This is a genomic window from Paraburkholderia sp. SEWSISQ10-3 4, from assembly GCF_030464785.1.
Taxonomy (GTDB): Bacteria; Pseudomonadota; Gammaproteobacteria; order Burkholderiales; family Burkholderiaceae; genus Paraburkholderia; species Paraburkholderia aspalathi.
On record NZ_JALPRI010000004.1, the window covers coordinates 342597 to 367254 of the forward strand.

The window sequence follows — 24658 nt, forward strand, 5'->3', positions numbered from 1 at the left end:
TCGACGGGCACACCAATTACCTGGACAAATCCAGCAGCGGTGTCCGACTCCATATTGCTCAATAGACTGACCGCGCTGAAAACCATCGTCCCGCAGCGAACACGGCAGCCCCGCCGAGACAGCCGCGTTCGCGGCAACCCGTCAACCATGTCAAAATTCGGGATCGGCCGCCAGGCCTTCAGTCACCCCCATTTCATCCAGGGAAGCTTCAGTGGACATCAACAAACAGGTAGCGGCCCTCACCGCTTCAGAACTTCAAACCGCCGGCGCGAGCCAGGCGACGGCGATCGCCGTCAGTGTCGTGCTGCGTCATCTGCGCTCGCCCGAGCTGGCGAAACTGTTGTCGTCGGCGTTCGAAAACCACCAGGCCGTCATGCTGCAAACGCCGTGGCCCGATCCGATGCTACAGGCGTTCGAATCGACCCGCCGCTTTCTCGAAGGCGCCGTGCAAGCCGAGTTGCCAGGCACGCAAGCCGAACCGCAACCGCCAGCACCGGACGCCTGAGCGCTGCCGGGCCCACCAGGCCTGGCACCAGGTCGCAAGAAAAACAAAAAACCCCGTCAGTCCAAAGACTTAACGGGGTTCTCTGCTACATATTTGTTGGTGCGAGGGAGGGGACTCGAACCCCTACACCCTTGCGGGCGTCAGGACCTAAACCTGGTGCGTCTACCAATTTCGCCACCCTCGCAGCCGGGCAAAGCGCTGTGCGTTGTGCCCGATGTCCTGCATGCCCACGGCCGCGTTAAAACCCGCGCCCGAAAGCGTAAGCGCGAGATTCTAACCGATTGATTCGCAGTTGTCTGCATTTGCTCGTGCATCGGCCCATTGGGCGTCGATGCTACAATTTTTGGCTAAACGCACGCACGACGTGCCCTTGTTCGCCCGCCCTTCCCCACATTCCTATCCCGTGAATTTCGACGAATACTGCCAGCAAAAAGCGGCGCCGCCCGGATCGAGCACTTACTATGCGCTTCGGCGGGCGCCCGCGGCAAGCCAACCGCTCCTGACCGCGCTGTTCGCGCTGCGTCGCGAGTTCGAGGAAACCGTTAAGGAAACCAGCGATCCGGCCATCGGCCGCACCAAACTCGCGTGGTGGCAAAACGAACTCGCCGCGCTGGCTTCGGGCTCACCGTCACATCCGGTTTCCAAGGCGCTGGCGGCTTATCTGCCCAACGTAGAAACCGAATATCCCGAGTTGCAGGCCTTGCTCGCCGGTTTCGAAATGGACCTCGACCAGGCGCGCTATCTCGACTACCCGAATCTGAGGCGCTATGTGCAAGGCGTCGGCGGCACCTTCGCGTCGCTGGTCGCGCGTGCTTCGGCGAAAGACAGCGCGCAGGCATCGACCTGGTCCGCGGCGCTCGGCGAGGCGCTGCAGCTTGCGCAGTTCGTCGCCGAAACCGGCAATGACGCGCGCCACGGCCGCATCTATATTCCGATCGACGAAATGCAGCGCTTTAACGTCACCGCTGCGGATCTGATCAACAGGAAATATTCCGACGCGTTTACCGAGCTGATGCGCTTCGAGACCAAGCGTGCGCGCGACGCGTTGCAAGCAGCGCTCGCCGCCATGCCCGCAAATGAGCGCCGCTCGCAGCGCACGCTCGTGGCGCAGGCAGCGCTCGCCCTGGCGCTGCTGGATGAAATCGAACGCGACGGCTATCACGTGCTGCATCAGCGCATTGCGTTGACGCCGATCCGCAAACTCTGGATCGCGTGGCGCGCGAGGTAGGCGAGCGACACAACGGCCGTTGGCTCATGCTGATGAGGCAACGCTGTCCATCGTCAGACGCGTAGCAACGGCAGCGGTTCGAACCGCTGCTGCAGGATCGCGGACGCGTCGAGCCCCCACCACGGCCCGAGCACGGTCGCGTAGAGTTGCTGAAAATCGACGCCGACCGGCAAGTTGCCATTGCCATCGAGCCGCGCGAGCACCGGCGGCACGCCGTACAAACCGCCCCGCACTCGCCCGCCCATGACGAAATGCGGCGCCACGGTGCCGTGATCGGTGCCGTTGCTCTGATTCTCACGCGGGCGCCGGCCGAACTCGGCATAGGTCATCACCAGCGTCTCGTTCCAGCGGCCGAGTTCCACCAGCGCCGATTTCATCGACGCAAACCCATCGGCCAGTTGTTTGAGCAGCGCCGCCTGTTGACCCGGCTGATTCTGGTGCGTATCGAAACCGTTCAGCGTCAAACGGATCACCGCCACACCCTGCCCGCTCTTCGGCTGTCCTTGCGGCGTATTCCCAGCCGCGAGCACCTGCATCGCCGTCTTGATCGAACCGCCGAATGCGCCGCCGGGAAACACCGTCTTCAATTGCGCCTGACCTTGCGTGGGACGCAGACGATCGGCGGCTTTCACGATATCGTTCTCGACGTCGAGAATGTGCGCCAATTCCGGATTGCGCTCGTGCAGCGACACCGGCGTGACGAGGCGCGAAGCCTTGACGAACTGTGCCGGATTGACCAGCGCGATCGCGCGTGCGCCGTTGGCAAGCGGTCCCATTTCGGCGCTACCGATCACCACACCGTCGGCGGCAAAACCGGCGGGCACCGGCGTCTGCGCGAACGCGCGTGTGAGCCAGCCCTCCCGCAGATATTGATCCGAACGCGAGGCGGTGTCCCAGATCTCGATCGAGCGGAAATGCGACAGGTTCGGTTGCGCGTAGCTAACGCCCTGCACGATCGCCAGTTGCTGGCTCTGCCAAAGTGGCATCAGCGGCTGCAACGACGGATGCAGCGCGGTGCGCTCGTCGAGCTGGATCGCCTGCTCACGTTTGATGCCGATGTTTTTACGCAGCTGATAGTAAGTGGGATCGGCAAACGGAATCACGGTATTCAAACCGTCGTTGCCGCCCTTCAGTTCGACGAGGATCAGCAGGTTGCCGTAGCCTCGATTCGCTGAGCCGCCCACTTCTGCCGCCTGCGCACCGAACGCGCGTGGCAACCAGAGCGTTGCGCTGGCGGCTGCGCCCATCGAGAGAAAGCTGCGTCTTTTCATCCTGCACCTCGTTCGATTGTCATGGCGCGTGTCTTGCCGCCTTCGACGGATCGTTTATTTGCGCTGCTCATCGGCGTTATACGGTTGAGCGGCTCAATTCCGTCGCCCGTCCGCGCTGCTCACTTTCTCACTTCAGCTGATAAGCCGGGTCCATCAGCAGCGCCTCCAGATAAGCGCTGGCCGTCGAATCGGTTTCGATCGCGTCGACTGGCGTGAGCGGCAAGACCGCGTGCTGCAACTGAAGCTCCGCCGACAGCCCCGGTTTCGCCGTCGGCGCGGTGTTGTAATGCGCAAGCCACGTGTCGATATCAAAGCGTACGCCACCCTGGCTGACCGGGCCGACTCGCGCCATCGCGCGCTGCATCGGCTGACTCGCCGGCATATTGCCAGGTGCGCCACTCGCCGCGATCTTTGCGCCCACCGGATTGTTCACGCGCTGCGGACGGGCGGTTTCAGTCGCGCGAAACAGTTGCTCGACGAATTGCTTGCGCGCCAGCAGCGTCGAGCTATTGATCCATATCGTACCGCCCGGCCATCCTTTGACGTTGGGCGGGTAGAACAGGTTCTCGCCAAGCGTGCGGATCTGTGCGGCGAATGGCGCCGTGTTGTCGTAGCCAATGTCGAACGCACGCAGTGTCCCGACCATGAATTCAACCGGCGATTTCACTAGCACGCCGCGATCGCCGTCGTCCCAGAACGCGTCGCTCATGAAAAGGCCGCGCAGCGCGACCTTGATATCGTAATGACTCGCGCGGAACTGGGCAGCGATCGGCGCGATGCGAGCGGGGTCCGGTGTGTCGGAGACGAACTCGCGCCACAGTTTGGTCGTGACGAATGTCGCGGTTTCCGGTCGCGCAAGCAGGATATCGAGCACCTGATCGCCGTCGAACGGACCGGTTTGACCGAGCACGGTCTTGTCGCCATCGTCGTGCAGGTTGGCGCGCCACACGTAAGCCTGGGTGTCGGGGTCGAGGCTCCACCCCGTGTAGGCACGCGCGGCTTCCGATACGTCGCGTTGTGTGTAGTGCCCTTCGCCGAGCGTGAACAGCTCCATCACTTCACGCGCGAAGTTTTCGTTGGGCTTGCCCTTGCGATTGCTGGCACCGTCGAGGTATTGCAGCATCGCCGGATCTTTCGCGACGTCGTGCAACAACTCGCCGAAGTTGCCCAGCGCGTCGCGGCGCAACAGCATGTTCTGCTGCGCCATCTGCTGCGGATACTGGACCTTGTCCTGGCCGGAGGTGAAGTGGTTGTGCCAGAAGAGCGTCATGCGCTCGGTCAACGGCGACGGCGTGCCCAGCATCTCGCGCACCCACCACGCACGTAATAGTTCGTAACGTTGGCCGCGCAGCCGCTGCTCGTCGCGGCGTTGATCGTCCGTCCATGTCTTGCGAATGTCGCGCGTCGGGATGGGTTCGAGCACCCAGTCCGGCAGCGGCGTGACAGATTCGGTTCGGGCTGTTGCGAGCACCTTGTCCACTGCCTGCTCGCGCGTGAGGCCGACGTATTGCGCGACCTCGCCGCTATCGGGCGCAAAGCCGACGCGCGTCAGGAAAAAGCGGGCATCGTCGGCGTCGAGGGTGTCCTGGTCGGCCACGGAAACGGCTGACGCGGCAGACGGCGCGCGATGCTTGTTGTGGGGAGCATGAGAGATAGAGGCGCCCTGCTGCACGGCCGGCGCCGGTGCACACCACGTCACGGCCACTAACGCCGTGGCCATGACTGCCAGCCAGCGCCCATCTTTACCGCCTGTCAGCACTTTCATCATCGGTCATCCGGTTGCGGGGCATCACGGAAAGGCATTCGCGCATGGAAAAACGCTCTATGCACGCGCTGTGCTCTGGCGACTCAACGGCAGATGGAACGGGAAAGTTGACGGGGGAAGTGCAACGAAATCTTTCATGCGCGGAGAAACGGAGTCCGGCTGACGACCAGCGTGCCCAGGAGCAGGCACGAAAATAGCTACCTCTTATAGAGCTCGCGGACAGCGTCTTCGATGTGCTGCCGTAACAGGCGCCGCTCGTCGGGCGTCATATGGCCATCACGACGGCGTTGATCGAGATCGGGGGGAACTGCAGTGCGCAACATCACGTCTGACGCAGGGCGGTCGTTAGTGACGCTGGGGTTGTGGCGGCCCGCTTTGGAATTAGGCGGCTTGGGGCCGCGCTCGCTCGCAGCTCTGTCGGCCGAAGGCTGGGCGTGGGCGAGCGTTGGTCCTAGTGTGCCTGCAAGCGTACCGGCAATCGCCAGTGCAATTACGCTCAGGCGCACATTCGGCCAAACCCCTCCCTTCATGTTGTTCCCTTCGTGGCGCGGCAACCGGCTACCTCAAATGCGTATACAAACCCCGGTAGCGAGCCGGGTGCGAGAGTTTTAGTCGTGTGAAGTATCCACCGAACAGCCGCATTCAGTAAAGGAGTCTACCTGCCCATGCTTTACGTCGTGCCACAGTGCGGGTAAATTTTGTAACTGACTGTAACCCGATAAATGATGCAACCGCGCGCTACTTTCTAATCGCGCTAAGATGCCGACCATGGAAACCAAAAACCCTTCGAAAATCCTCGTCGTCGACGACGATCCGCGCCTGCGCGATCTGCTGCGCCGCTACCTCGGTGAACAGGGCTTCAATGTCTACGTTGCCGAGAACGCGCCGTCCATGAACAAGCTCTGGGTGCGTGAGCGCTTCGACTTGCTGGTGCTCGATCTGATGCTGCCAGGCGAAGACGGCCTGTCGATCTGTCGCCGCCTGCGCGGCAGCAACGACCGCACGCCGATCATCATGCTGACGGCCAAGGGTGAAGACGTCGATCGTATCGTCGGCCTCGAAATGGGCGCCGACGACTACCTGCCCAAGCCGTTCAACCCGCGCGAACTGGTCGCGCGGATCCACGCGGTGCTGCGCCGGCAATCGCCGTCGGAGCTGCCGGGTGCGCCGTCCGAAACCACCGAGGTGTTCGAGTTCGGCGAGTTCGCGCTGAATCTCGCCACCCGCACGCTCACCAAGGCCGGCCAGGAAATACCGCTCACCACCGGCGAGTTCTCGGTGCTGAAGGTGTTTGCGCGCCATCCGCGTCAGCCGCTGTCGCGTGAAAAGCTGATGGAACTGGCACGCGGCCGTGAATACGAAGTGTTCGACCGCAGTCTCGACGTGCAGATTTCGCGTCTGCGCAAGCTGATCGAACCGGATCCGGGCAGCCCGCGTTTCATCCAAACCGTCTGGGGTCTCGGCTACGTGTTCATTCCGGACGGTGCAGCCTGAGTTTGCTCTCACACCCCAGTGTCGACCAGAGTTGGCGCTTCAGCGCCTTATCTCTGGTCCCATGCAAAGCGGTCGACCAGAGTTGGCGCTTCAGCGCCTTATCTCTGGTCCCATGCAAAGCGGTCGACNGACCAGAGTTGGCGCTTTAGCGCCTTATCTCTGGTCCCATGCAAAGCGGTCGACCAGAGTTCGCGCGTCAGCGCGACTACTCCGGTCCCATACAAGCTAGTTCCAGATAAGAAGGGCCCATGCGGATCGACCGGCGCCTCCTGACGCTCGCGTTCGGCGGCCTTTTCTGGCGGACCTTTCTGTTGATCGCGCTGTTGATCGCAGTCAGTCTCGCCGCGTGGTTCCAGAGCTTTCGGGTGATCGAACGCGAGCCGCGCGCGCAGCGCGTGGCGTTGCAGCTGGTCGCCATCGTCAAGCTCACGCGCACCGCACTCCTCTATTCCGATCCTGACCTGCGGCGTGCCTTGCTGCAGGATCTGGAGAGCAATGAAGGGGTGCGCGTGTACCCGCGCGAAACCACCGACAAGTACAAGCTCCAACCCGACGAGTCGCTGAACCGGCTGATCGAACACGACATTCGCGGCCGCCTCGGCGACGACACGGTCATTGCACAGAGCGTGAACGACATCCCCGGCGTCTGGATCAGCTTCAAGATCGACGACGACGATTACTGGGTGGCGCTCGACCGCGATCAACTCGACAACGCGACGGGCCTGCAATGGGCCGGCTGGGGCGTGTTCGCGCTGGCGCTATCACTATTCGGCGCGGCTTTCATCACCAGTCTCGTGAACCGCCCGTTCGCCCGGCTCGCCATGGCTGCTCGCAAGGTCGGCTCGGGCCAGTCGCCAGAGCCCTTGCCCGAGCGCGGCATGGGCGTGGCCGCCGAGACCAATCGCAGTTTCAACCAGATGGTGCAGGACCTCGAACAGCTCGAGGCCGACCGCGCGCTGATGCTCGCCGGTATCTCGCACGATCTGCGCACGCCGCTCGCACGGCTGCGGCTCGAAACCGAAATGAGCCCGTCCGACCAGATCACCAAAGACGCGATGGTCGACGACATCGAGCAGATGGACATGATCATCGGCCGGTTCCTCGATTACGCGCGTCCGGTGCAGCGGGTGCCGGAGCCCGTCGACCTGTCGGTGATTGCAGGCGAGCTTGCCGCGCGGATGCAAAGCGAGGACAGCATGCGGCTGATCACGCGTCTCGCGCCCTCGGCGGTGATCGAGGCCGATGAGACCGACATGCGGCGCGTGGTGGGCAATCTGCTGGAAAACGCGCGCAAGTACGGTTTGAGCGACGGCGACGGCATACCGCACGTGATTCTGGAAACCCGGGTATCGCACTCGCGGGTCGAGTTGTCCGTGGTCGACGAAGGGCCAGGAATTCCTGAAGACCAATTGGCGCTTGTCACGCGACCGTTCTATCGCGTGAATTCCGCGCGCACCCAGGCGAACGGCACGGGCCTCGGCATGGCCATCGTGCAGCGGCTGGTAGGCCGTTATCGCGGCGCGCTGCGTCTGCGCAACCGCACACCAGGTCCGGGCCTCGAGGTCACAATCGAGTTTCCGCTCGCAAAAGGCGCCTGACCGGCTGGGCGTCGCGCAGCCCGTGAGGCGGTCGACCGCGTTGAGTCATATCGCTCCAAGGCGCTAGCCAACGACTATTGAGCGCATAACCTCATAGGGCCATACTCGAAAACGTGCAACGTGCCTGTTACGACGAGCTGACAGCGTCGAACATGCTGCTTTCCCATCTCACGAAGGAGCTCTTGCATGAAAACCGTTGGCGATAAAGTCGAAGCGTTCACCGTCACTGCGGCCAAGCCGGGCTTCAACAATCATGAAGAAAATGGCGTGTCCGCGTTCGAAGAGATCACGGAGCAGTCGTTTCCGGGCAAGTGGAAAATCATCTACTTCTATCCGAAAGACTTCACGTTCGTGTGCCCGACCGAAATCGTCGAGTTCGACAAGCTGGTCAAGGATTTCGAAGAGCGCGACGCCGTACTGCTCGGCGGCAGTGTGGACAATGAATTCGTCAAGCTGGCCTGGCGCCGCGAGCTAAAGGAGCTAAGCAGGCTAAACCACTATTCGTTTGGTGACGTGAAGGGTGAGTTGATCGACCAGCTCGGTGTGCGCGACCAGGAAGCCGGCGTGGCGCTGCGCGCAACGTTCATCGTCGATCCGGACAATACGATTCAACACGTTTCCGTGAACAACCTGAATGTCGGCCGCAACCCGACAGAAGTGCTGCGTATTCTCGACGCTCTTCAAACGAACGAAGAGTGCCCGTGCAATCGCCCGATCGGCGGTGCAACGCTGTAAAGCCGCGTATTGCTGCTGAAGATGGACAGGTTTTTTTCGCGCGCAGCGGGATTAAGTTTTTTCGCTGCACGCTCATGGTTTTTGTGGATGCACCGCAAACACCAAAACCAAAATCCAATATCAATTCTTGATTAACAAAACCACCGCCTGCGCTTCAATGCCCTCGCCTCGCCCGAGGTAGCCCAGCTTCTCATTAGTCTTGGCCTTAACGTTAACCCGTTCAACCGGCAGATTAAGGTCCGCAGCGATATTAGCCCGCATCCCTTCGATATGCGGCGCCAGCTTGGGCGCTTGCGCAACCACGCTGCTATCCACGTTAGCGATAGAAAACCCCGCCGCCGTTACGCGGGCAAAACACTCCCGCAATAAAACCCGACTATCCGCGCCGGCGAACTTCGCATCCGTATCGGAAAAATGCCGCCCAATATCGCCCATCGCGGCCGCGCCGAAAATAGCATCGGTAATCGCATGCAACAGCACATCCGCATCCGAATGCCCGAGCAGCCCGCGCTCATAAGGAATCGTCACGCCGCCGATAATCAACGGACGTCCAGGCACCAGCGCATGCACGTCATAACCCTGCCCAATTCTGAAATCCATATGCGTCAAGTCCTCAAGCCCATTGATTAAAATCTGATTTATCCATTCAGGAAGCCGAAGACGGCCGGCACAAAATCGCCTCGGCCAGATCGAAGTCTTCCGGATAAGTGACCTTGAAGTTGCGCAAACTCCCCTGCACCAGGCGGGGCGCGTGCCCCAGCCACTCGATCGCGCTTGCTTCGTCGGTCAAATCGTGGCCGTCCGCTTGCGCGCGCAAAATCGCCTCGCGCAACATGCCGATGCGGAACATCTGCGGCGTTTGCGCTTGCCACAGGCCATCGCGCGCCTCGGTGCGGGCAATCCGCCCGTCGGGCGAGCCCGGGTCGATCCGCTTCAAGGTATCCGCCACCGGCAAGGCCATGATGCCGCCCACCGGGTCGTCCTTCAGCGCGCCGATCAGCGTGCGGATCAAGCCAGGCGTGATGCCCGGCCGCGCGGCGTCGTGCACCAGCACCCAGTCGTCGTCGCGCGCGCCGAACTCGGCCAGCGCGTGCAGCCCGTTCAGCACCGACGCCTGGCGCGACGCCCCACCGGCGCGGCGCACGGCGAAACGCAGGCCGCTGAAGCGGCGGGCGTCGAAGTGCTGGTCGTCGGGGGCAATCACGACAAGGGTTTGCGAGAACTCGCTGCAGGCGTCGAAAGCCGCCAGCGAGTAATGCAACATGTCGCGACCGGCGACAGTGCGATATTGTTTGGGCATCGCGGCGCCGGAACGGCTGCCGGTGCCAGCGCACGGAATCAGGGCAAATAGACGGGAAGTCACGAGTGCGGATGCCGCGAGGTCGAAGTAAAGGACGGATTTTATAATAGGTCCTTCGCATCTACGCCCCGACACGCGTAAACTTGCCGATCACGTGTGAGCCCGAGGCCGCTTTTTCTCTTCTATGCCAGACATCGCCGCATCATCGCAGTACTCCCCGCCCGTCGCGCTCGTCAAAGCCGGCCAGCGTTTCGCCTTCGACGGCACGCACGGCTCGTCCGACGCGCTGCTGATCGCCCGCTACCATCTCGCCTACCGCGAGAAGGTGCCGCTGCTGGCGGTCGTCTGCGAAAGCGCCGTCGACGCGCAGCGGCTGGCGCAGGAAATCAGCTTTTTTGCGCCCGAGGCACGCGTGCGTTTGCTGCCCGACTGGGAAACGCTGCCTTACGATACCTTTTCGCCCCACCAGGATCTGGTCTCGGAACGCCTCGCCACGCTGCACGACCTGGGCGAAGGCCGCTGCGACATCCTGCTGGTACCGGCCACCACCGCGTTGTACCGGATGCCGCCCGCCTCATTCATGGCGGGCTACACCTTCTCCTTCTCACAAGGCGAACGCCTCGACGAGGCCAAGCTCAAAGCGCAGTTGACGCTCGCCGGCTACGAGCACGTGAGCCAGGTGGTGCGTCCGGGCGAATACTGCGTGCGCGGCTCGCTGCTGGACCTCTACCCGATGGGCTCGCCCCTGCCGTACCGGATCGACCTGTTCGACGACCAGGTCGATTCGATCCGCGCGTTCGACCCGGACACCCAGCGCAGCCTCTATCCGGTAAAGGACGTGCGTCTGTTGCCCGGCCGCGAATTCCCCTTCGACGAAGCAGCGCGCACGGCTTTCCGCAGCCGCTGGCGCGAGACCTTCGAGGGCGATCCGAGCCGCGCGTCGATTTACAAGGACATCGGCAACGGCGTGCCGTCGGCGGGCATCGAATATTATTTGCCGCTCTTCTTCGAAGAAACGGCGACGCTGTTCCACTACCTGCCCGAAGGCGCGCAGCTGGCATTCGTCGGCGATCTGGACGCGGCGATCCGGCGCTTCACCAACGACACCAAACAGCGCTACAACTTCCTGTCGCACGATCGCGACCGGCCGATTCTGGAGCCGCAGCGTCTGTTCCTCTCGGACGAGGATTTCTTTGCGTTCGCCAAGCCGTTCGCGCGGCTCGCCTTGCCCGCCAACGCGGGCGGCGGCTGGTCGACCCCGCTGCCGGATCTGGCGATCGACCGTCACGCGGAAGATCCGGTCTCGGCCTTGCGCACCTATCTCGAGACCACGCCGAACCGCGTGCTGTTCGCGACGGAATCGGCGGGCCGTCGTGAAACGCTCTTGCAACTGCTGGCCGACAATCACCTCAGGCCCGTATCGAGCGACAGCTTCCAGGACTGGCTCACGAGCGACGAACGTTTTTCGCTAGGCGTCGCGCCTTTGGCGAACGGCTTTGCGGTGCCCGTCGACGGCATCGCGATCATCACCGAGACCGAACTTTACGGCCCACTCGCGCGCCGCACAGGGCGCCGCCGTCAGGAACAGGCGAGCAACGTCGATTCGATGGTACGGGATCTGTCCGAGCTGAAGCTCGGCGATCCGGTCGTGCATTCGCAGCACGGCATCGGCCGCTATATGGGCCTCGTCACGATGGATCTCGGCGAAGGCGAAACCGAGTTCCTGCATCTCGAATACGCGGGCGACAGCAAGCTTTACGTGCCGGTCGCGCAATTGCACGTGATCTCGCGTTACAGCGGCGCGGATCCGGAAAGCGCGCCCTTGCATTCGCTCGGCTCAGGCCAGTGGGAAAAGGCCAAGCGAAGAGCCGCGCAGCAGATCCGCGACACCGCGGCCGAGTTGCTGAACCTGTACGCTCGCCGCGCCCTGCGCGAAGGCCATGCATTCGCGCTCGAACCGAGAGACTATGTGAAGTTCGCCGAGAGCTTCGGCTTCGAAGAAACGCCGGACCAGGCCGCGGCGATTGCTGCGGTGATCGGCGACATGACGAGCGGCAAACCGATGGACCGCCTCGTGTGCGGCGACGTCGGCTTCGGCAAGACCGAGGTGGCCTTGCGCGCGGCATTCATTGCGGTGATGGGCGGCAAACAGGTTGCGCTGCTCTCGCCCACCACGCTGCTGGCCGAACAGCACACGCAAACCTTTAGCGATCGCTTCTCCGACTGGCCGGTGCGGATCGCCGAATTGTCGCGCTTCAAGTCGACCAAGGAAGTCAACGCGGCGATCCAGCAGATCAACGAAGGCACGGTCGATATCGTGATCGGCACGCACAAGCTGCTGTCGTCGGATGTGCAGTTCAAGCGGCTGGGGCTCGTGATCATCGACGAGGAACACCGTTTCGGCGTGCGTCAGAAAGAGGCTTTGAAAGCGTTGCGCGCCGAAGTCGATGTGCTGACGCTCACCGCAACGCCGATCCCGCGTACGCTCGGCATGGCGCTCGAAGGACTGCGCGATTTCTCCGTGATCGCCACGGCGCCGCAAAAGCGCCTCGCGATCAAAACCTTCGTGCGCCGCGAAGAAGACAGCGTGATTCGCGAAGCGATGTTGCGCGAGTTGAAACGTGGCGGCCAGGTCTACTTCCTGCACAACGAAGTCGAAACGATCGAGAATCGCCGGCAGATGCTTGAAGCGCTCGTGCCGGAAGCACGTATCGCCGTTGCGCATGGACAGATGCATGAGCGCGAACTCGAACGCGTGATGCGTGACTTCGTTGCGCAACGCGCGAACGTTCTGCTGTGCACGACGATTATCGAAACCGGTATCGACGTGCCGAGCGCCAACACGATTCTGATTCACCGCGCCGACAAGTTCGGTCTCGCGCAATTGCATCAGCTGCGTGGCCGCGTGGGCCGCTCGCATCACCAGGCGTATTCGTATCTGCTGGTGCATGACCCGCAAGGACTGACCAAGCAGGCGCAGCGCCGCCTCGAAGCGATCCAGCAGATGGAGGAACTCGGTTCGGGCTTCTATCTCGCGATGCACGACCTCGAAATTCGCGGTACGGGTGAAGTGCTCGGCGACAAGCAATCGGGCGAGATTCAGGAGATCGGATTCCAGCTTTACACCGACATGCTGAACGACGCCGTGAAGGCGCTCAAGGAAGGCAAGGAACCGGACCTCACGGCACCGCTCGCGGCGACCACCGAGATCAATCTGCACGCCCCCGCGATTCTGCCGGCGGACTATTGCGGCGATGTGCAGGAACGCCTGTCGCTCTACAAGCGCCTCGCTAATTGCGAACACAACGATTCGATCGACAGCATTCAGGAGGAGTTGATCGACCGCTTCGGCAAGTTGCCGCCGCAAGCGCATGCGCTTGTCGAGACGCATCGCCTGCGGCTGGCGGCGAAACCCTTGGGCATTTCGAAGATCGATGCAGGCGAAACGGTGATCGGCTTGCAGTTCATCCCCAATCCGCCGATCGACGCGATGCGGATCATCGAGATGGTGCAGAAACACAAACACATCAAGCTCGCGGGCCAGGACAAGCTGCGCATTGAAACGCGCAGCCCGGATCTGGCCGTGCGTGTAGCGACGGTGAAAGAAACCTTGCGCGCACTCGGCACGCCCAGCCGCGGCACAGCGGCCACGGCTGCCGCGCGCTAAGGCTGCGCACCGTTGCGTACCCGCACGCCGGTGTCGCGGCAACACCGGTGTCAACACCGGCGCCGCCAACGGAACCAACGGCGGCACCATTAAAAAAACGGGGTACGTCTAGCCGTTTTTTTGTTTATGCTGCGGTGCGCAAATGCGCGCCGCAGCATACGGGTGCGTTTTTTTTGGGTATGATCGAAAGACTCAAATGCCGGAGTCTTGTTATGTCTCACGTCGCTGAAACAGCGCAGTCCTCGCAAACGCCCGCCTCTGAATCGAATTCCTCGTTGCCTGCCTCGCTTCCGTGGGTGACCCGTCTCGTGTCGATGGACACGGTGAGCCGCAATCCGAATCTCGGCCTGATCGAAACCGTACGCGACGAATTGCGCGCAGTCGGCATCGAAGCCACGCTCACCCACGACGAAAGCGGCAAATGGGCGAATCTGTTCGCAACGATTCCCGCACACGACGGCGAGACCAACGGCGGCGTGGTGCTGTCGGGCCATACAGATGTTGTGCCCGTAGACGGTCAGCAATGGGACAGCGATCCGTTCAAACCGGAAATTCGCGGCGATAAGCTGTACGGCCGCGGCACCTGCGACATGAAAGGCTTCATCGGCGCGGCGCTCGCACTCGTGCCAGAGATGCAGCGCACCAGGCTCGCGAGGCCGATTCACTTCGCGTTGTCGTTTGACGAGGAAGTGGGCTGTGCCGGCGCGCCGCTCCTGATTGCCGATCTGATGAAGCGTGGCGTGAAGCCGGACGGTTGCATCGTCGGCGAGCCGACCAGCATGCGCCCGATCGTGGCGCACAAAGGCATCAACGCGTATCAGTGCTGCGTGCGCGGCCAGGCCGCGCATTCGTCGCTCACACCGAAGGGCTTGAACGCGATCGAATACGCCGCGCGCCTGATCTGCTACATCCGGGATATGGCCGATCAATTCCGCGCACAAGGCCCGTTCGACGAACTATACGACGTGCCCTTCACCACCGCGCAAACCAGCACGATCATCGGCGGCAACGCGATCAATACCGTGCCCGCCGAATGCAAGTTCCAGTTCGAATTCCGCAATCTGCCCACGCTCGATCCCGAACCGATCTTCGAGCGCATCGATCAATACGCACGCGAAACGCTGCTGCCGAAAATGTTGCGCGAGCATCCATCTGCCGCCATCGAGATCACAAAGATTGCCGCGGCGCCCGGCCTCGATTCGTCTGAACAAGCCGCGATCACGCAACTCGTGCGCGCGCTGACCGCTGACCAGGACAAGCGCAAGGTCGCGTACGGCACTGAGGCGGGACTGTTCTCGCTGGCGGGCATTCCGAGCATTGTGTGCGGTCCCGGCGACATCCAGCAGGCGCACAAAGCCAACGAATTCGTCGCGCTGGATCAGCTCGTGGCATGCGAGCGCTTCCTGCAAAAATTCATCCACAGCATGTCGGTGGAAGCGCACGCGCACTGAAACTGAGCGCGGTAAAAACGGTCTTAGCCATATCGAGGAAAAACACGCCCACGCCATGTCAACCGCCACACCGCAGCACACCGACCACACGATCAACGGCGAGCCGATCCCCACTCTCGACAACATCGCCACACAGCATTTTGCGTTGACGCCGTGGGTAACGCGAACGCCGGTGTTCGACCGGCTCGATTTTCCGTCGCTGGAAGGCACGGTGGTGAACTTCAAGTTCGAGTTGCTGCAGGCGGGTGGCAGCTTCAAGGCGCGCGGCGCGTTCACTAACCTGCTCGCGCTCGACGAAGCGCAACGCAGTGCGGGCGTCACCTGTGTGTCGGGCGGCAATCATGCGGTGGCGGTCGCGTACGCCGCCATGCGTCTCGGCGTTAGCGCGAAGGTCGTGCTGTTTCGCGCCGCCAATCCGGCACGCGTCGCCTTGTGCCGGCAATATCACGCCGACATCGTCTTCGCGGAAAACCTCGCCGAAGCCTTCGAGCTTGTGCGCCGTATCGAGGCGGAGGAAGGCCGTTATTTCGTGCATCCGTTCAACGGCTATCGCACCGTGCTCGGCTCAGCCACGCTCGGCTATGAATGGGCCACGCAAACGCCCGACCTCGAAGCGGTGATCGTGCCGATCGGCGGTGGCGGTCTCGCTGCCGGCGTGGCCACCGCCATGCGGCTCGCGAATCCGCGGGTGCACCTGTACGGTGTCGAACCGGAAGGTTCGGATGTGATGGGCAAAAGCTTTGCCGCCAATCACACGGTCAAGATGGGCCATATGCACACCATCGCCGATTCATTGGCATCGCCGCATACCGAGGAATACAGCTACGAGTTGTGCCGTCGCCATATCGACCAGCTCGTCACCGTATCCGACGACCAGTTGCGCGCGGCGATGCTGACCTTGTTCGGACAACTGAAGCTCGCTGTCGAACCCGCCTGCGCCGCCGCTACGGCGGCACTGCTCGGACCGCTGCGCGAAACGCTGCAAGGCAAACGCGTGGGCGTGCTGCTGTGCGGCACCAATACCGATCCGGTCAGTTTTGCTGCGCATATCGAACGGGCGCGTCATAGCCAGTCACAGTTTCCAGAATAAACGCAATCCTTCCTTTCCGTGCCAAAAGACTAGCCTATCCTTCTCAGATTGGTATGATTCGATAATCGACTTCTGGGAGGAACGTATATGAGCATGATCAAGGAATTCAAGGAATTTGCCCTCAAAGGCAACGTAATGGATCTCGCCGTCGGGGTGATTATCGGCGGCGCATTTTCCACCATCGTCAATTCAATTGTTAAAGACCTGATCATGCCGGTTGTCGGCGTTGCCACCGGCGGCCTCGATTTCTCCAACAAGTTCGTTCGCCTCGGCGATATTCCCGCCAGCTTCAAAGGCAGTCCCGAGTCGTATAAAGACTTGCAGACGGCGGGCGTGGCAGTGTTCGGTTATGGCTCGTTTATCACCGTGGCCATCAACTTCGTGATCCTCGCGTTCATCATTTTCCTGATGGTCAAGTTCATCAATAATCTGCGCAAGCCGGCTGAAGCCGCGCCGGCAGAACCGGCGCCAACGCCGGAAGAAGTCGTGCTGCTGCGTGAAATCCGCGATTCGCTGAAGAGCTCGTCGCCGCGTTGAGCCGCTGGAGTTAAGTCACCCAAGTTGGATCAACCTGAACCACGTTAAACGTTCGCGTCGACACATTAAGCGGCGCAAATAAATAAGGCCTGTCGCGAGGAAATCGCTACAGGCCTTTTTCATACCGCGCGCAGATTACGCCACCTGCGTCGAGTTGACGTGGCGAATACACTAAGCGTTCTTTTCGTCCCCTTCGTTCTTTTCTGCCTTCTGATTCACCGCGCTTTCGATCATCGTCTCGAGCTGTCCGAAATTGACAGGCTTGGTCAGATGCGAAGTAAAGCCGGCGCTCAGGCAACGGCGCACATCGTCGTCAGTACCGAAGCCGGTCAACGCGACTGCCGGCGCATCCGAACGCTCGCGGAACGCTTTGACGAAATCGAGGCCCGTGCCATCGGGCAAGCCCACGTCGCTGATCACCAGATCGAACGTCTGCGACTGGGTGGCGGCGAGCGCATCGTCCACACGGCCCACCATGGTCACGTCGTGACCCAGGCTGCGAATCAGCTGCGCCATCACCTCGGCGGTATCCACGTGGTCTTCGATCAGCAGAATGGTCAGCTGGGCGTGATGACGCACCTCATCAGGCGCTGCAACGGGCGTGAGCTCCTCAGGCGCGGCGGCGGTCGGCAGCGTGATCGTGAAAGTCGCGCCGCAGTGTGCGCCCGGGCTCTGTGCGACCACCGTGCCGCCGTGCACGTCGGTCAGGGCCTTCGTGATCGCGAGACCGAGACCCAGGCCGCCGAATTGCCGCGTCATGTTCTGGTTGCCCTGCTCGAACGCGTTGAACAGTTTGCCGATCTGCTCGGGCTCGATGCCGATGCCCGTATCCTCGACCGAGATCTGCACATGCATGCGTTCATCGTGCGTGCGCACGTAGATATGGCCGCCGTCCGGCGTGAACTTGGCGGCGTTGCGAATCAGGTTCCACAGCATCTGTTGCAGCCGCGCGCGGTCGGCGAGCACGTAATGGTGCTGCGCATTCGTGCAGACGTGCACGTCCTGCTGCTTGACCTGGATCTCGCTGCGAAACAGTTCGAGCACGCTGTCGATCACTTCGTGCACGTCGACGGTTTCAAGCGACAAACGCAGCTTGCCGTTCGCCACGCGCGTGAGATCGAGCAGGTCGTCGATCAGGCGCGCTTCGAGTTCGACATTGCGGCGAATCATGCGCACGCTCGCACGCGCCTGATCGGGCAGACCCGGGATCATCTCCAGCACGCTAGCCCCTGCCAGAACAGGCGTGAGCGGTGTGCGCAATTCGTGCGACAGCATGGCGAGGAAGCGGTCTTTCGCACGATTGGCTTCTTCGGCGATCTGGCGGGCGGCCTGCTCCGAGGCGAGCAGCCGTTCGCGTTCCTCGATCGCCTCGCGCTGCGGATGAATGTCCGTGCAACTGCCGAACCACTTGCTGACGTTGCCTTCGGCGTCGCGCATGGCGACCGCGCGGATGTCGAACCAGCGATAGGCGCCGTCGTGGCGCCGAATCCGCAGTTCGTGCCGATAGTCACCGGCGCCGCCCGTCACCGCTTTGAGCCAGGTGCGGCGAATCTCTTCGCGATCGTCGGGATGCACCGCTTCGAGCCACGCGAGACCATGCGAACTGCTTTCCGCCAGCCCGGTGTAGTCGAACCACTGCTTCGAGAGGAAATCGCAATCGCCCGCGGCGTTGCAGGTCAGCACGAGGTGCGGCAACGCCTCTGACAAGGTTCGGTAATGCTGTTCGCGATCGCGCAGCAGCAAGGCTTCGTCCGAGGCCTTCTGCAAACGCACCTGGGAAAGCACCCGCTCCACCGCCTCGGGCAGGTAATCGAGGTAGTCGCCGGATTTCGGCACAACGTCGGATACGCCCGCGCGCAAGGCTTCGATCACACGCGATTCGTCAGTAAAACCGGTCACGAGGATGGCGGGGATCCGCACGCCTTCCGCACGCAGGCGGCGAAAGAAATCGAGGCCGGTCTCCGGCCCGCTGAGCTGGTAGTCGAGCACGAGCAGGTCGGGTGCACCCGCGGCGAGACGCGCGCGGGCCGCTTCGACCTGCGCGCAGATGGCAACCCGGCAGCCGGCGCGTTCGAGCGACTTGCGCGCGAGCCGCAGGATGCCTTCGTCGTCATCGACGACCAGCACATACGCGGCAGGCTGCGTGGACACGTCTTCGGTCATGCGGAGTCTTCTCTGGCTAGGTCTGGTGTGGCTATCTTGTCATGGGTCGCTTTGGGAGCGCCTTCATGTGAATCTTCTGTCACGGCGCGGCCAGCCGGTGGCCCGAGGGCAGTTTGACCACCTGCAGGAAGAAGCCGAGACGGCGCACCGCTTCGATGAACGCATCATATTCGACCGGCTTGGTGATATAGACGTTGCAGCCGAGTTCGTAACAGCGCGCGATTTCGCGCGGATCATCGGTCGTGGTCAGCACGATCACGGGCACCGCGGCTGTCTGTGGCGAATCCTTCAGACGCCGCAGCACCTCGAAGCCATCCACGCGCGGCATTTTCAGATCGAGCAGCACGACGAAATTCGTCAGATCTTCGCGAGGTGGGTAAGGACTGGCAGCGGGGTCCGCCGGCGCCGGACCAAAGAAATAATCAAGGGCCTGCTGGCCGTCGCGAAAGCGCACGAAACCATTCGAAATACCGGCGCGGCGCAGATTGCGCTCGACCAGCGTGGCGTGGCCGTCGTCATCTTCGATCAGCACGATACTGACCGTTTCCCCGTGACTCATATGCCCTCCGTACTGACAATCCGTTTTTGCATCATGCTTTTAACTATCCCCACCGTTTTCTCTCGCGCCGGTCGCGGTTCAATTGCGCGCAGGCTGTTCTGGTAACACAACAAAAAAAGTCGATCCCGCACCTTCGGCCGATTCGACCCAAACGCGGCCGCCATGCCGTTCTACCATACGCCGCACCACCGCGAGGCCGATGCCGTCTCCGTTCGCGACGTCGCCATGCAGGCGCTGAAACGCCCTGAATACCTTCGACATATACGCCGCCGGAATCCCGAGTCCGTTGTCTCGCACATAATAGGTGCGCGTGCGCAACGCGCGCGGCTCGGTTTCGTCGACCGGTTCCGGCTCCAGCGCGCCGATCTCGATGCGCCCGTTGCGCGCCGGGTCGAGATAATTGAGCGCGTTGCCGATCAGGTTGCCGAAAATCTGCTCGATCGCACCCGGGTCGCCCCATGCAGGCGGCAACTCGCGCACGGTCACCACCGTACCGCGCTGGCTGATGGCGCCTTGCAGTGCGTCGACCACTTTGCCCACCACCCGCCCGACGCTCACCCGCTGCCACTGATATTCGAGCCGCCCGGCGCGTGAAATCCGCAACAGCGCGTCGATGATCGCCGCCGCCCGCGTCACCGCGGTGCGTAGATATTGCAGAGACTCGCGCACGTCGCCGTCAAGAATATGCGTCATACGCCGATGTTCGGCTTCCGGCAGTTTGGCCGCCTCGACGAGGCTGTCGAGATCGTCGCACGACACCTGCAATTCTTTCGAAAATCCTTGCAGATTCACCAGCGGCGAGCGCAAATCGTGCGACACGCTGTAGATGAACATTTCGTTGTCTTGCGTCTCCTGACGCAGCTCCTCGTTGACGCCTGCCAGTTCCCGCGCGCGCGCCTCGAGCCGCACTTTCAGCTTGGCCTGCTCGCCTTCGGCCTCACGCAGGCGTTCACCCGTCTGATGCAGCACGGCGTCGAGCGCGGCAATTTCGTCGCTGCCGGAGAGCGGCGCCGCAAGCTGCCGCCCACTGCCCAGGCGCTCGGCATTGCCGGTCAATACCTCCAGCCGCCGGCCAATACTGCGCGCGAACACGACCGCAGTGGCCGCCCAGATCAGCATCGAGCCCAACACCGCGGCGATCAGCGCATATTGCTGGCGTTCGCGGCGCCGTGCCAGGGCCGCGCCGCGCTCGGTGTCGAGCCGCGAAGCCTCGTTGCCGAACTCGGTAAGCTGATCGCGAAACAGTGCGATCTGCTGGGGCAGCGCGCCCGTGTCCTGCGCGGCAAACGAATTCAGGTTGTGTCCGGCACGCAGCGCCTGCGAGATCTCAGTGGCCTGCATGCGATACGCGTCGATCGCCTGTTGCATCTTGCGCACACGCGTGACCTGTTGCGGCGTATCGGCCACCAGCGTTTCCAGATTCGACAGGCGGTCGCCGAGATCGACCCATACAGTATGGCGGTCGACAAACGACGGATCGCCGACGACCATACCCGTGCGGACCCGCGCGGCCTGACGCAGCAGCGGATCGACAATGGCCGACGACTGATAAAGGATCTGCTTGCTGTTGCTGACCCACCGCGCGGCCTGCGCTGTTTGCTCCTGGGTATCGAAGACGACGCCCAGAAGCGCCAGCTCGACCGCGCTCGGCACTGCAATCAGCAGCAGACCCTTGGTGAATAGTTTCATGTTCGCCCGAAGGGTCGTTCAAGCCACGGCAGTACGCACGGACCATGCGCCTCGCCTCGGCATGCGGGCGGGCGGGCGGTTGCGGTGCAGGACTGGCCAGCACGCCGCGGTGCAGCCGGACGGGCCATTATCGACGTGAATGTGAGATATTTCAACGTAGCGGCTAGATGCGCTCGCCCACATAAAAATGACTTTTTTATTGATACGAGTTGTTTTTTCGGCGGCGCGTGCGTCTATGATGGAGACAGATGTGCTGGGAAGCGAAAGCGCGCGGCGAGGCGGTTCGGCATGATTCGTGCGGGAGGCGGTGAGAACGGCGTAGAAGCCGAATCATCGTGAATCCGGCCTTGTCGTATGCTATAAAAGATCGACGTGCGGCGCGCGAAGCCGGGAGTTGTCGCATGAGGACGCTGCGTTTCTTGCAATTCTTTTTCAGGCGAATTTTTATGTCCTTCCCGAAAAAGCGTAGACGCGCGAAGGTGGACGGCGATGAGTCGTTCCTCGCGGTACTACGGCATTTCAAGCCGTTCGGTCAGCTCGACACCAAAATTGCGCGCGCTCGCGCACAGGACGAGCCGGTGCTCTATGCGCATGTGCTGCCCGGCCTCGACGTTCTTCTGTGCAGCGTCCGCGGCGCCCAGCCGCCCTATCCCGCGCCCGCCGAATTGCGGCGGCGTTGTATCGAATCCATTACCAATGCATTGGAACAGCCGCTCGATGGTCTCGAGAACGGCGGGTATTGGTATGAAGCCGACGGATTCGGGTTCCTGGTCTTTGCCAGCCGAGCCCGCGGCAAGATTCTGACGGAGTTTGGCGCCACCCGCGTTGGCGGCGCCCGGCGAGGGGTTCGCAGGCAGGACGCGGCGGGAGATGCTGCTCCGCGCTCGCTACGGTAATTCTTTTCTTTCCTTTGCCTGTTGCGACTGATTAGTGTTCGCCCCGTATTGGGGGAGCGCTAATCAGCCACAAGAAAATAAAGGCAAGGCCGGACCCGAAGAACCAACTCCACCAGTCCGCCGACGCAGCAGAAAACATTAACTCCCCTTGTATTCAGCTCCCGTGGGCGGCGACGTGACCGCAGGCTTCCTGTCGCCCGCAGCCGGTGAGGAAGCGCCCGCGGGAGACTTGTTCACCGGCGCGCCGTCGAGGGAAATGGCGGGCTTGGGCGCTTGCTTCATACCCGGCGCGGGCGCGGTCGGCGCCTGACGAACCTGCGCCAGCAACTCCCCGCACGGCAGCGGTTTGTTATTGCTAGGCGCCAGCAGCGGAATCAGCGCCGCAAACGGATTGATCAACCCGAGCCCGATTACGGCGCCCCCTCGCAGCGCCAGCGCGGTGGCATTCACGCCTACGTGCGGGTCTTTGAACGTCCCCTTCACATACAGCGGCGAGCGCAGCGAAAACACCCGGAAACCCTTGGTATGCGGATGCACGCCAAGATCCATCGATTCGTCGCGCAGATTCACGTTGCCGTCGATATTGATGACCGCGTCGTCCGTGTCGAGCGCGAACACACGCGAATCCAGCACACCGTTCGTCGCGACAAAATCCGCCGCCGCGCAGTTGATCTTCACGTCGCGATTGCCGAACAGCTTTTCATAGACCACGTTCGCCACGTTCAGACCCGCGGCTTCCATCAGCAGGCGGCTTACCGTGCCGTCGGTGATCAAGGCTTTCACCTCGCCGTTCGACGTCGCCGCCAATGCCGCCGGCGAATTGCCGGTCGCGGTGAGCGCGGCGTCGCCGTTGATTTCGCCGAGCGCGTTCTGCATCGTCTTGAAGTCCGGGAACAGCTGCTTGAGCTTCAGATGCCGCGCTGAGGTCGCGAAGCGGCCCTTTAGCGGCGTCGTGCTGCCGTCCAGATGAATATCCGATGACAGCGAGCCACCCGCCACGCCGAACTTCAGCGGTTCGAGCGACAGCACGCCGTCGGTCATCACGACGTGCGTGTACAGGTCAGTAATCGGCAGATTGGCGTCCTTGACGATGCGGCGCCCCGTGAACTTTACGTCGGCGTCGATCGCCTTCCAGCGATCGGTGCGGAATTCTTCGACCGGCAGGACCTTGTTGGCGGGCTGCGCGGTCGCATCGCCGCGTTTGGCCTTGCTGGCCTTCGAATCCGCGCCGATGACCGGCGCCAGATCGGCGAATTGCAGCAGATGCGACACCAGTTCGCCCTGCAACAGCGGACGCGGCTCACGCGCCGTGTAGGTCAGCGAGCCATTCAGATCGCTGCCACCCACCCGGCCTGTAAAATTTTCATACTTGAAGACGTTGGCGCCGGGCTTGAACTGGCCGACCAGGCGCCCTTCGGTGGCATACGGCGGCGTGTCGGGCAAGGTCACGCCCGTCAGCGAATATAGCCGCGCCAGGCTGTTGCCTTGCAGCCAGAGACGCAGATCGACCGCGGCAAGATGCGCCGGATCGGTAATCGTGCCCACGAGGCCGACGCGCAGATCGCCGGCCTTCACGTCGGCCTGGACCGGGAACGGCCGGTTCGCGTCCTGCAACGCCAGCACGCCGCCCACCTTGCCGCTGCCGGAAACCGGCGTCTTGTTGTAGGTGCCCTTGACGGTCCAACCGATCGCGTACGGCGGGATCGTCGGCTTTGCGCCGGTTGCCGCGCCTGCCTCGCTGGCGTTCGGCGCCGAGGCTACGGCGGCGCCGCTTGCGCCCTCGCTCGCTCCGCCGGCAATCAGCGCGCCCGACGCGCCAGTGGCCGCTGTCGCGCCCGACGCGTTGATATCGGTCGACGAAGCACCGGAAGCCGCCGCCGCGGACGCTGCCGCCGCTTCCGATGCAGCCTGCGCGTTAGCCTGCGCCGTCAGCTTGCTCGCACCCGCTTTACCGACCGCCTCCGCCGATGCGCTGCGCGACGCCGTCTCCTGCTGCTTCATCACTTCGCCGATCGGAATCGGCTGGCCGAGCGTATCGATGGCCATCTGCATCTCGACCTTCTGCTGCTGATCCGAGAGCGCGATATTGCCTTTGGCAAAGGCGATGTCGTGCAGATCGAGCTTCCATTCGGAAGGGCCGCTGGAAGACGCCAGTTTGATGGTCCAGTTGTTGCGCCCGTCGAGCAGTCGTTCGAGGTCGACGGAAGGATTCACAAGGTTGATCGCGGGAATCACGATGTCATGCGCGAGCAGCGGCAGCACCTTGACCTGGAAGTCGATTTCGTCCAGCGTCGCGAAGTGCGGCTGTTTGGCCCAGTCGGGATTGCCTACCGTGATATTGGCCGCTGAGAAACGCGGCCAGGGCACCCAGCCACGCCAGCCGGTTTCGCCGACCGGATGCTGCCAGCCTACTTTCAGATCGCCGTTGATCGCGAACGGCCGGCCGATCGCCTGCGTAACCTTGTCGTCGATGTAGGGGCGCGCCCGGTTCCAGTCAAAGGTCAGGATGAAGATTGCCAGGGCGACAATCAGAATGACGATGATCGCCAGCAACCATGCGATGATTTTTCCTATCCGTCTTCCAATCGTGCTCGACACTGCCATTGAAAAGCTCCGTCTTTTTTCTTCGTTGTGCATGGGGACCAGCACGTATCGTGCCCGGTGGTATTGTCTAATAGGGGTCGTTTTATCATGCCGCACAGCGCCGGCA

Annotated in this window: 19 protein-coding genes and 1 tRNA gene; 10 read left to right on the forward strand and 10 right to left on the reverse strand. The window is 62.3% G+C overall.

Annotated elements, in window-relative coordinates; translation table 11 throughout:
• The first annotated feature begins 211 nt into the window (after positions 1 to 211).
• Positions 212 to 505, forward strand: coding sequence for a hypothetical protein (locus M0D68_RS12715; protein WP_093632685.1), 294 nt, complete (start codon positions 212 to 214; stop codon positions 503 to 505).
• Between the two features lie 97 nt (positions 506 to 602).
• Here the strand turns inward: M0D68_RS12715 and M0D68_RS12720 are convergent.
• Positions 603 to 689 (reverse strand) — tRNA-Leu (locus M0D68_RS12720).
• 219 nt (positions 690 to 908) lie between these two features.
• Here M0D68_RS12720 and M0D68_RS12725 point away from each other — a divergent pair.
• Positions 909 to 1733, forward strand: coding sequence for a squalene/phytoene synthase family protein (locus M0D68_RS12725; RefSeq protein ID WP_093632684.1), 825 nt, complete (start codon positions 909 to 911; stop codon positions 1731 to 1733).
• A 53-nt stretch (positions 1734 to 1786) separates the two neighbouring features.
• Here the strand turns inward: M0D68_RS12725 and M0D68_RS12730 are convergent, their stop codons facing one another.
• From M0D68_RS12730 to M0D68_RS12740, 3 genes are all read right to left on the reverse strand, one after another.
• Positions 1787 to 3004 carry a DUF1501 domain-containing protein gene (locus M0D68_RS12730; RefSeq protein ID WP_093632683.1) on the reverse strand — a complete coding sequence of 406 codons (1218 nt, stop codon included), beginning with the start codon at positions 3002 to 3004 and terminating at the stop codon, positions 1787 to 1789.
• A gap of 127 nt (positions 3005 to 3131) precedes the next feature.
• On the reverse strand, positions 3132 to 4772 hold the full coding sequence (locus tag M0D68_RS12735) for a DUF1800 family protein (RefSeq protein WP_266224416.1): 1641 nt from the start codon (positions 4770 to 4772) through the stop codon (positions 3132 to 3134).
• Positions 4773 to 4966: 194 nt separating this feature from the next.
• Positions 4967 to 5299 (reverse strand): hypothetical protein, encoded by a 333-nt coding sequence (locus M0D68_RS12740; protein ID WP_093632682.1) that lies wholly within the window; start codon positions 5297 to 5299, stop codon positions 4967 to 4969.
• Positions 5300 to 5537: 238 nt separating this feature from the next.
• Between M0D68_RS12740 and ompR the strand changes: the two genes are divergently transcribed.
• The 3 genes from ompR (at position 5538) to M0D68_RS12755 (ending at position 8596) form a co-directional block, all read left to right on the forward strand.
• Positions 5538 to 6263: a two-component system response regulator OmpR gene (gene ompR, locus M0D68_RS12745; protein ID WP_033379433.1), complete on the forward strand. Its 726-nt coding sequence runs from the start codon at positions 5538 to 5540 to the stop codon at positions 6261 to 6263.
• A gap of 248 nt (positions 6264 to 6511) precedes the next feature.
• The gene (locus M0D68_RS12750) at positions 6512 to 7861 is read left to right on the forward strand and encodes an ATP-binding protein (protein ID WP_093632681.1); all 1350 of its coding nucleotides are present in this window, start codon (positions 6512 to 6514) and stop codon (positions 7859 to 7861) included.
• Positions 7862 to 8047: 186 nt separating this feature from the next.
• Positions 8048 to 8596 (forward strand): peroxiredoxin, encoded by a 549-nt coding sequence (locus M0D68_RS12755; protein WP_093632680.1) that lies wholly within the window; start codon positions 8048 to 8050, stop codon positions 8594 to 8596.
• Between the two features lie 120 nt (positions 8597 to 8716).
• Here M0D68_RS12755 and ispF read toward each other — a convergent pair whose 3' ends face one another.
• Together ispF and ispD are read right to left on the reverse strand one after the other, a co-directional pair.
• The gene (ispF, locus tag M0D68_RS12760; protein WP_266224418.1) at positions 8717 to 9196 is read right to left on the reverse strand and encodes a 2-C-methyl-D-erythritol 2,4-cyclodiphosphate synthase; all 480 of its coding nucleotides are present in this window, start codon (positions 9194 to 9196) and stop codon (positions 8717 to 8719) included.
• A 46-nt stretch (positions 9197 to 9242) separates the two neighbouring features.
• Complete coding sequence (gene ispD / locus M0D68_RS12765) at positions 9243 to 9959, reverse strand: 2-C-methyl-D-erythritol 4-phosphate cytidylyltransferase (protein WP_266224420.1); 717 nt, start codon at positions 9957 to 9959, stop codon at positions 9243 to 9245.
• 121 nt (positions 9960 to 10080) lie between these two features.
• Here ispD and mfd point away from each other — a divergent pair, with 121 nt between their 5' ends.
• From mfd to mscL, 4 genes are all read left to right on the forward strand, one after another.
• Positions 10081 to 13563 (forward strand): transcription-repair coupling factor, encoded by a 3483-nt coding sequence (gene mfd / locus M0D68_RS12770; protein ID WP_200622566.1) that lies wholly within the window; start codon positions 10081 to 10083, stop codon positions 13561 to 13563.
• 212 nt (positions 13564 to 13775) lie between these two features.
• Complete coding sequence (gene argE / locus M0D68_RS12775; protein WP_093632676.1) at positions 13776 to 15014, forward strand: acetylornithine deacetylase; 1239 nt, start codon at positions 13776 to 13778, stop codon at positions 15012 to 15014.
• A 55-nt stretch (positions 15015 to 15069) separates the two neighbouring features.
• The gene (locus tag M0D68_RS12780) at positions 15070 to 16104 is read left to right on the forward strand and encodes a pyridoxal-phosphate dependent enzyme (RefSeq protein WP_093632675.1); all 1035 of its coding nucleotides are present in this window, start codon (positions 15070 to 15072) and stop codon (positions 16102 to 16104) included.
• Between the two features lie 87 nt (positions 16105 to 16191).
• On the forward strand, positions 16192 to 16641 hold the full coding sequence (gene mscL / locus M0D68_RS12785; RefSeq protein ID WP_054039506.1) for a large conductance mechanosensitive channel protein MscL: 450 nt from the start codon (positions 16192 to 16194) through the stop codon (positions 16639 to 16641).
• Between the two features lie 171 nt (positions 16642 to 16812).
• On the opposite strand, the gene M0D68_RS12790 is transcribed toward mscL, so the two are convergent.
• The 3 genes from M0D68_RS12790 to M0D68_RS12800 form a co-directional block, all read right to left on the reverse strand.
• On the reverse strand, positions 16813 to 18804 hold the full coding sequence (locus M0D68_RS12790; RefSeq protein WP_093632674.1) for a response regulator: 1992 nt from the start codon (positions 18802 to 18804) through the stop codon (positions 16813 to 16815).
• A gap of 79 nt (positions 18805 to 18883) precedes the next feature.
• Positions 18884 to 19363 carry a response regulator gene (locus M0D68_RS12795; RefSeq protein WP_054039505.1) on the reverse strand — a complete coding sequence of 160 codons (480 nt, stop codon included), beginning with the start codon at positions 19361 to 19363 and terminating at the stop codon, positions 18884 to 18886.
• Positions 19364 to 19441: 78 nt separating this feature from the next.
• Positions 19442 to 21052, reverse strand: a complete 1611-nt coding sequence (locus M0D68_RS12800) for an ATP-binding protein (protein WP_266210666.1) — start codon at positions 21050 to 21052, stop codon at positions 19442 to 19444.
• Between the two features lie 401 nt (positions 21053 to 21453).
• On the opposite strand from M0D68_RS12800, the gene M0D68_RS12805 reads away from it, so the two are divergent.
• The gene (locus tag M0D68_RS12805) at positions 21454 to 21948 is read left to right on the forward strand and encodes a hypothetical protein (RefSeq protein ID WP_028196609.1); all 495 of its coding nucleotides are present in this window, start codon (positions 21454 to 21456) and stop codon (positions 21946 to 21948) included.
• A 138-nt stretch (positions 21949 to 22086) separates the two neighbouring features.
• Here M0D68_RS12805 and M0D68_RS12810 read toward each other — a convergent pair whose 3' ends face one another.
• Positions 22087 to 24552, reverse strand: a complete 2466-nt coding sequence (locus tag M0D68_RS12810; RefSeq protein WP_266224423.1) for an AsmA family protein — start codon at positions 24550 to 24552, stop codon at positions 22087 to 22089.
• Positions 24553 to 24658: the final 106 nt, after the last annotated feature.

What these genes read in the sequence shown, in the direction of transcription:
- mfd (WP_200622566.1), top strand. Translation starts at nt 10,081, where the DNA reads ATGCCAGACATCGCCGCATCATCGCAGTACTCCCCGCCCGTCGCGCTC.
- M0D68_RS12750 (WP_093632681.1), top strand. Translation starts at nt 6,512, where the DNA reads ATGCGGATCGACCGGCGCCTCCTGACGCTCGCGTTCGGCGGCCTTTTC.
- mscL (WP_054039506.1), top strand. Translation starts at nt 16,192, where the DNA reads ATGAGCATGATCAAGGAATTCAAGGAATTTGCCCTCAAAGGCAACGTA.
- M0D68_RS12730 (WP_093632683.1), bottom strand. Translation starts at nt 3,004, where the DNA reads ATGAAAAGACGCAGCTTTCTCTCGATGGGCGCAGCCGCCAGCGCAACG.
- M0D68_RS12740 (WP_093632682.1), bottom strand. Translation starts at nt 5,299, where the DNA reads ATGAAGGGAGGGGTTTGGCCGAATGTGCGCCTGAGCGTAATTGCACTG.
- M0D68_RS12790 (WP_093632674.1), bottom strand. Translation starts at nt 18,804, where the DNA reads ATGACCGAAGACGTGTCCACGCAGCCTGCCGCGTATGTGCTGGTCGTC.
- argE (WP_093632676.1), top strand. Translation starts at nt 13,776, where the DNA reads ATGTCTCACGTCGCTGAAACAGCGCAGTCCTCGCAAACGCCCGCCTCT.
- M0D68_RS12805 (WP_028196609.1), top strand. Translation starts at nt 21,454, where the DNA reads ATGAGGACGCTGCGTTTCTTGCAATTCTTTTTCAGGCGAATTTTTATG.
- M0D68_RS12795 (WP_054039505.1), bottom strand. Translation starts at nt 19,363, where the DNA reads ATGAGTCACGGGGAAACGGTCAGTATCGTGCTGATCGAAGATGACGAC.
- M0D68_RS12755 (WP_093632680.1), top strand. Translation starts at nt 8,048, where the DNA reads ATGAAAACCGTTGGCGATAAAGTCGAAGCGTTCACCGTCACTGCGGCC.
- ompR (WP_033379433.1), top strand. Translation starts at nt 5,538, where the DNA reads ATGGAAACCAAAAACCCTTCGAAAATCCTCGTCGTCGACGACGATCCG.
- M0D68_RS12735 (WP_266224416.1), bottom strand. Translation starts at nt 4,772, where the DNA reads ATGATGAAAGTGCTGACAGGCGGTAAAGATGGGCGCTGGCTGGCAGTC.
- M0D68_RS12800 (WP_266210666.1), bottom strand. Translation starts at nt 21,052, where the DNA reads ATGAAACTATTCACCAAGGGTCTGCTGCTGATTGCAGTGCCGAGCGCG.
- M0D68_RS12780 (WP_093632675.1), top strand. Translation starts at nt 15,070, where the DNA reads ATGTCAACCGCCACACCGCAGCACACCGACCACACGATCAACGGCGAG.
- M0D68_RS12810 (WP_266224423.1), bottom strand. Translation starts at nt 24,552, where the DNA reads ATGGCAGTGTCGAGCACGATTGGAAGACGGATAGGAAAAATCATCGCA.
- ispF (WP_266224418.1), bottom strand. Translation starts at nt 9,196, where the DNA reads ATGGATTTCAGAATTGGGCAGGGTTATGACGTGCATGCGCTGGTGCCT.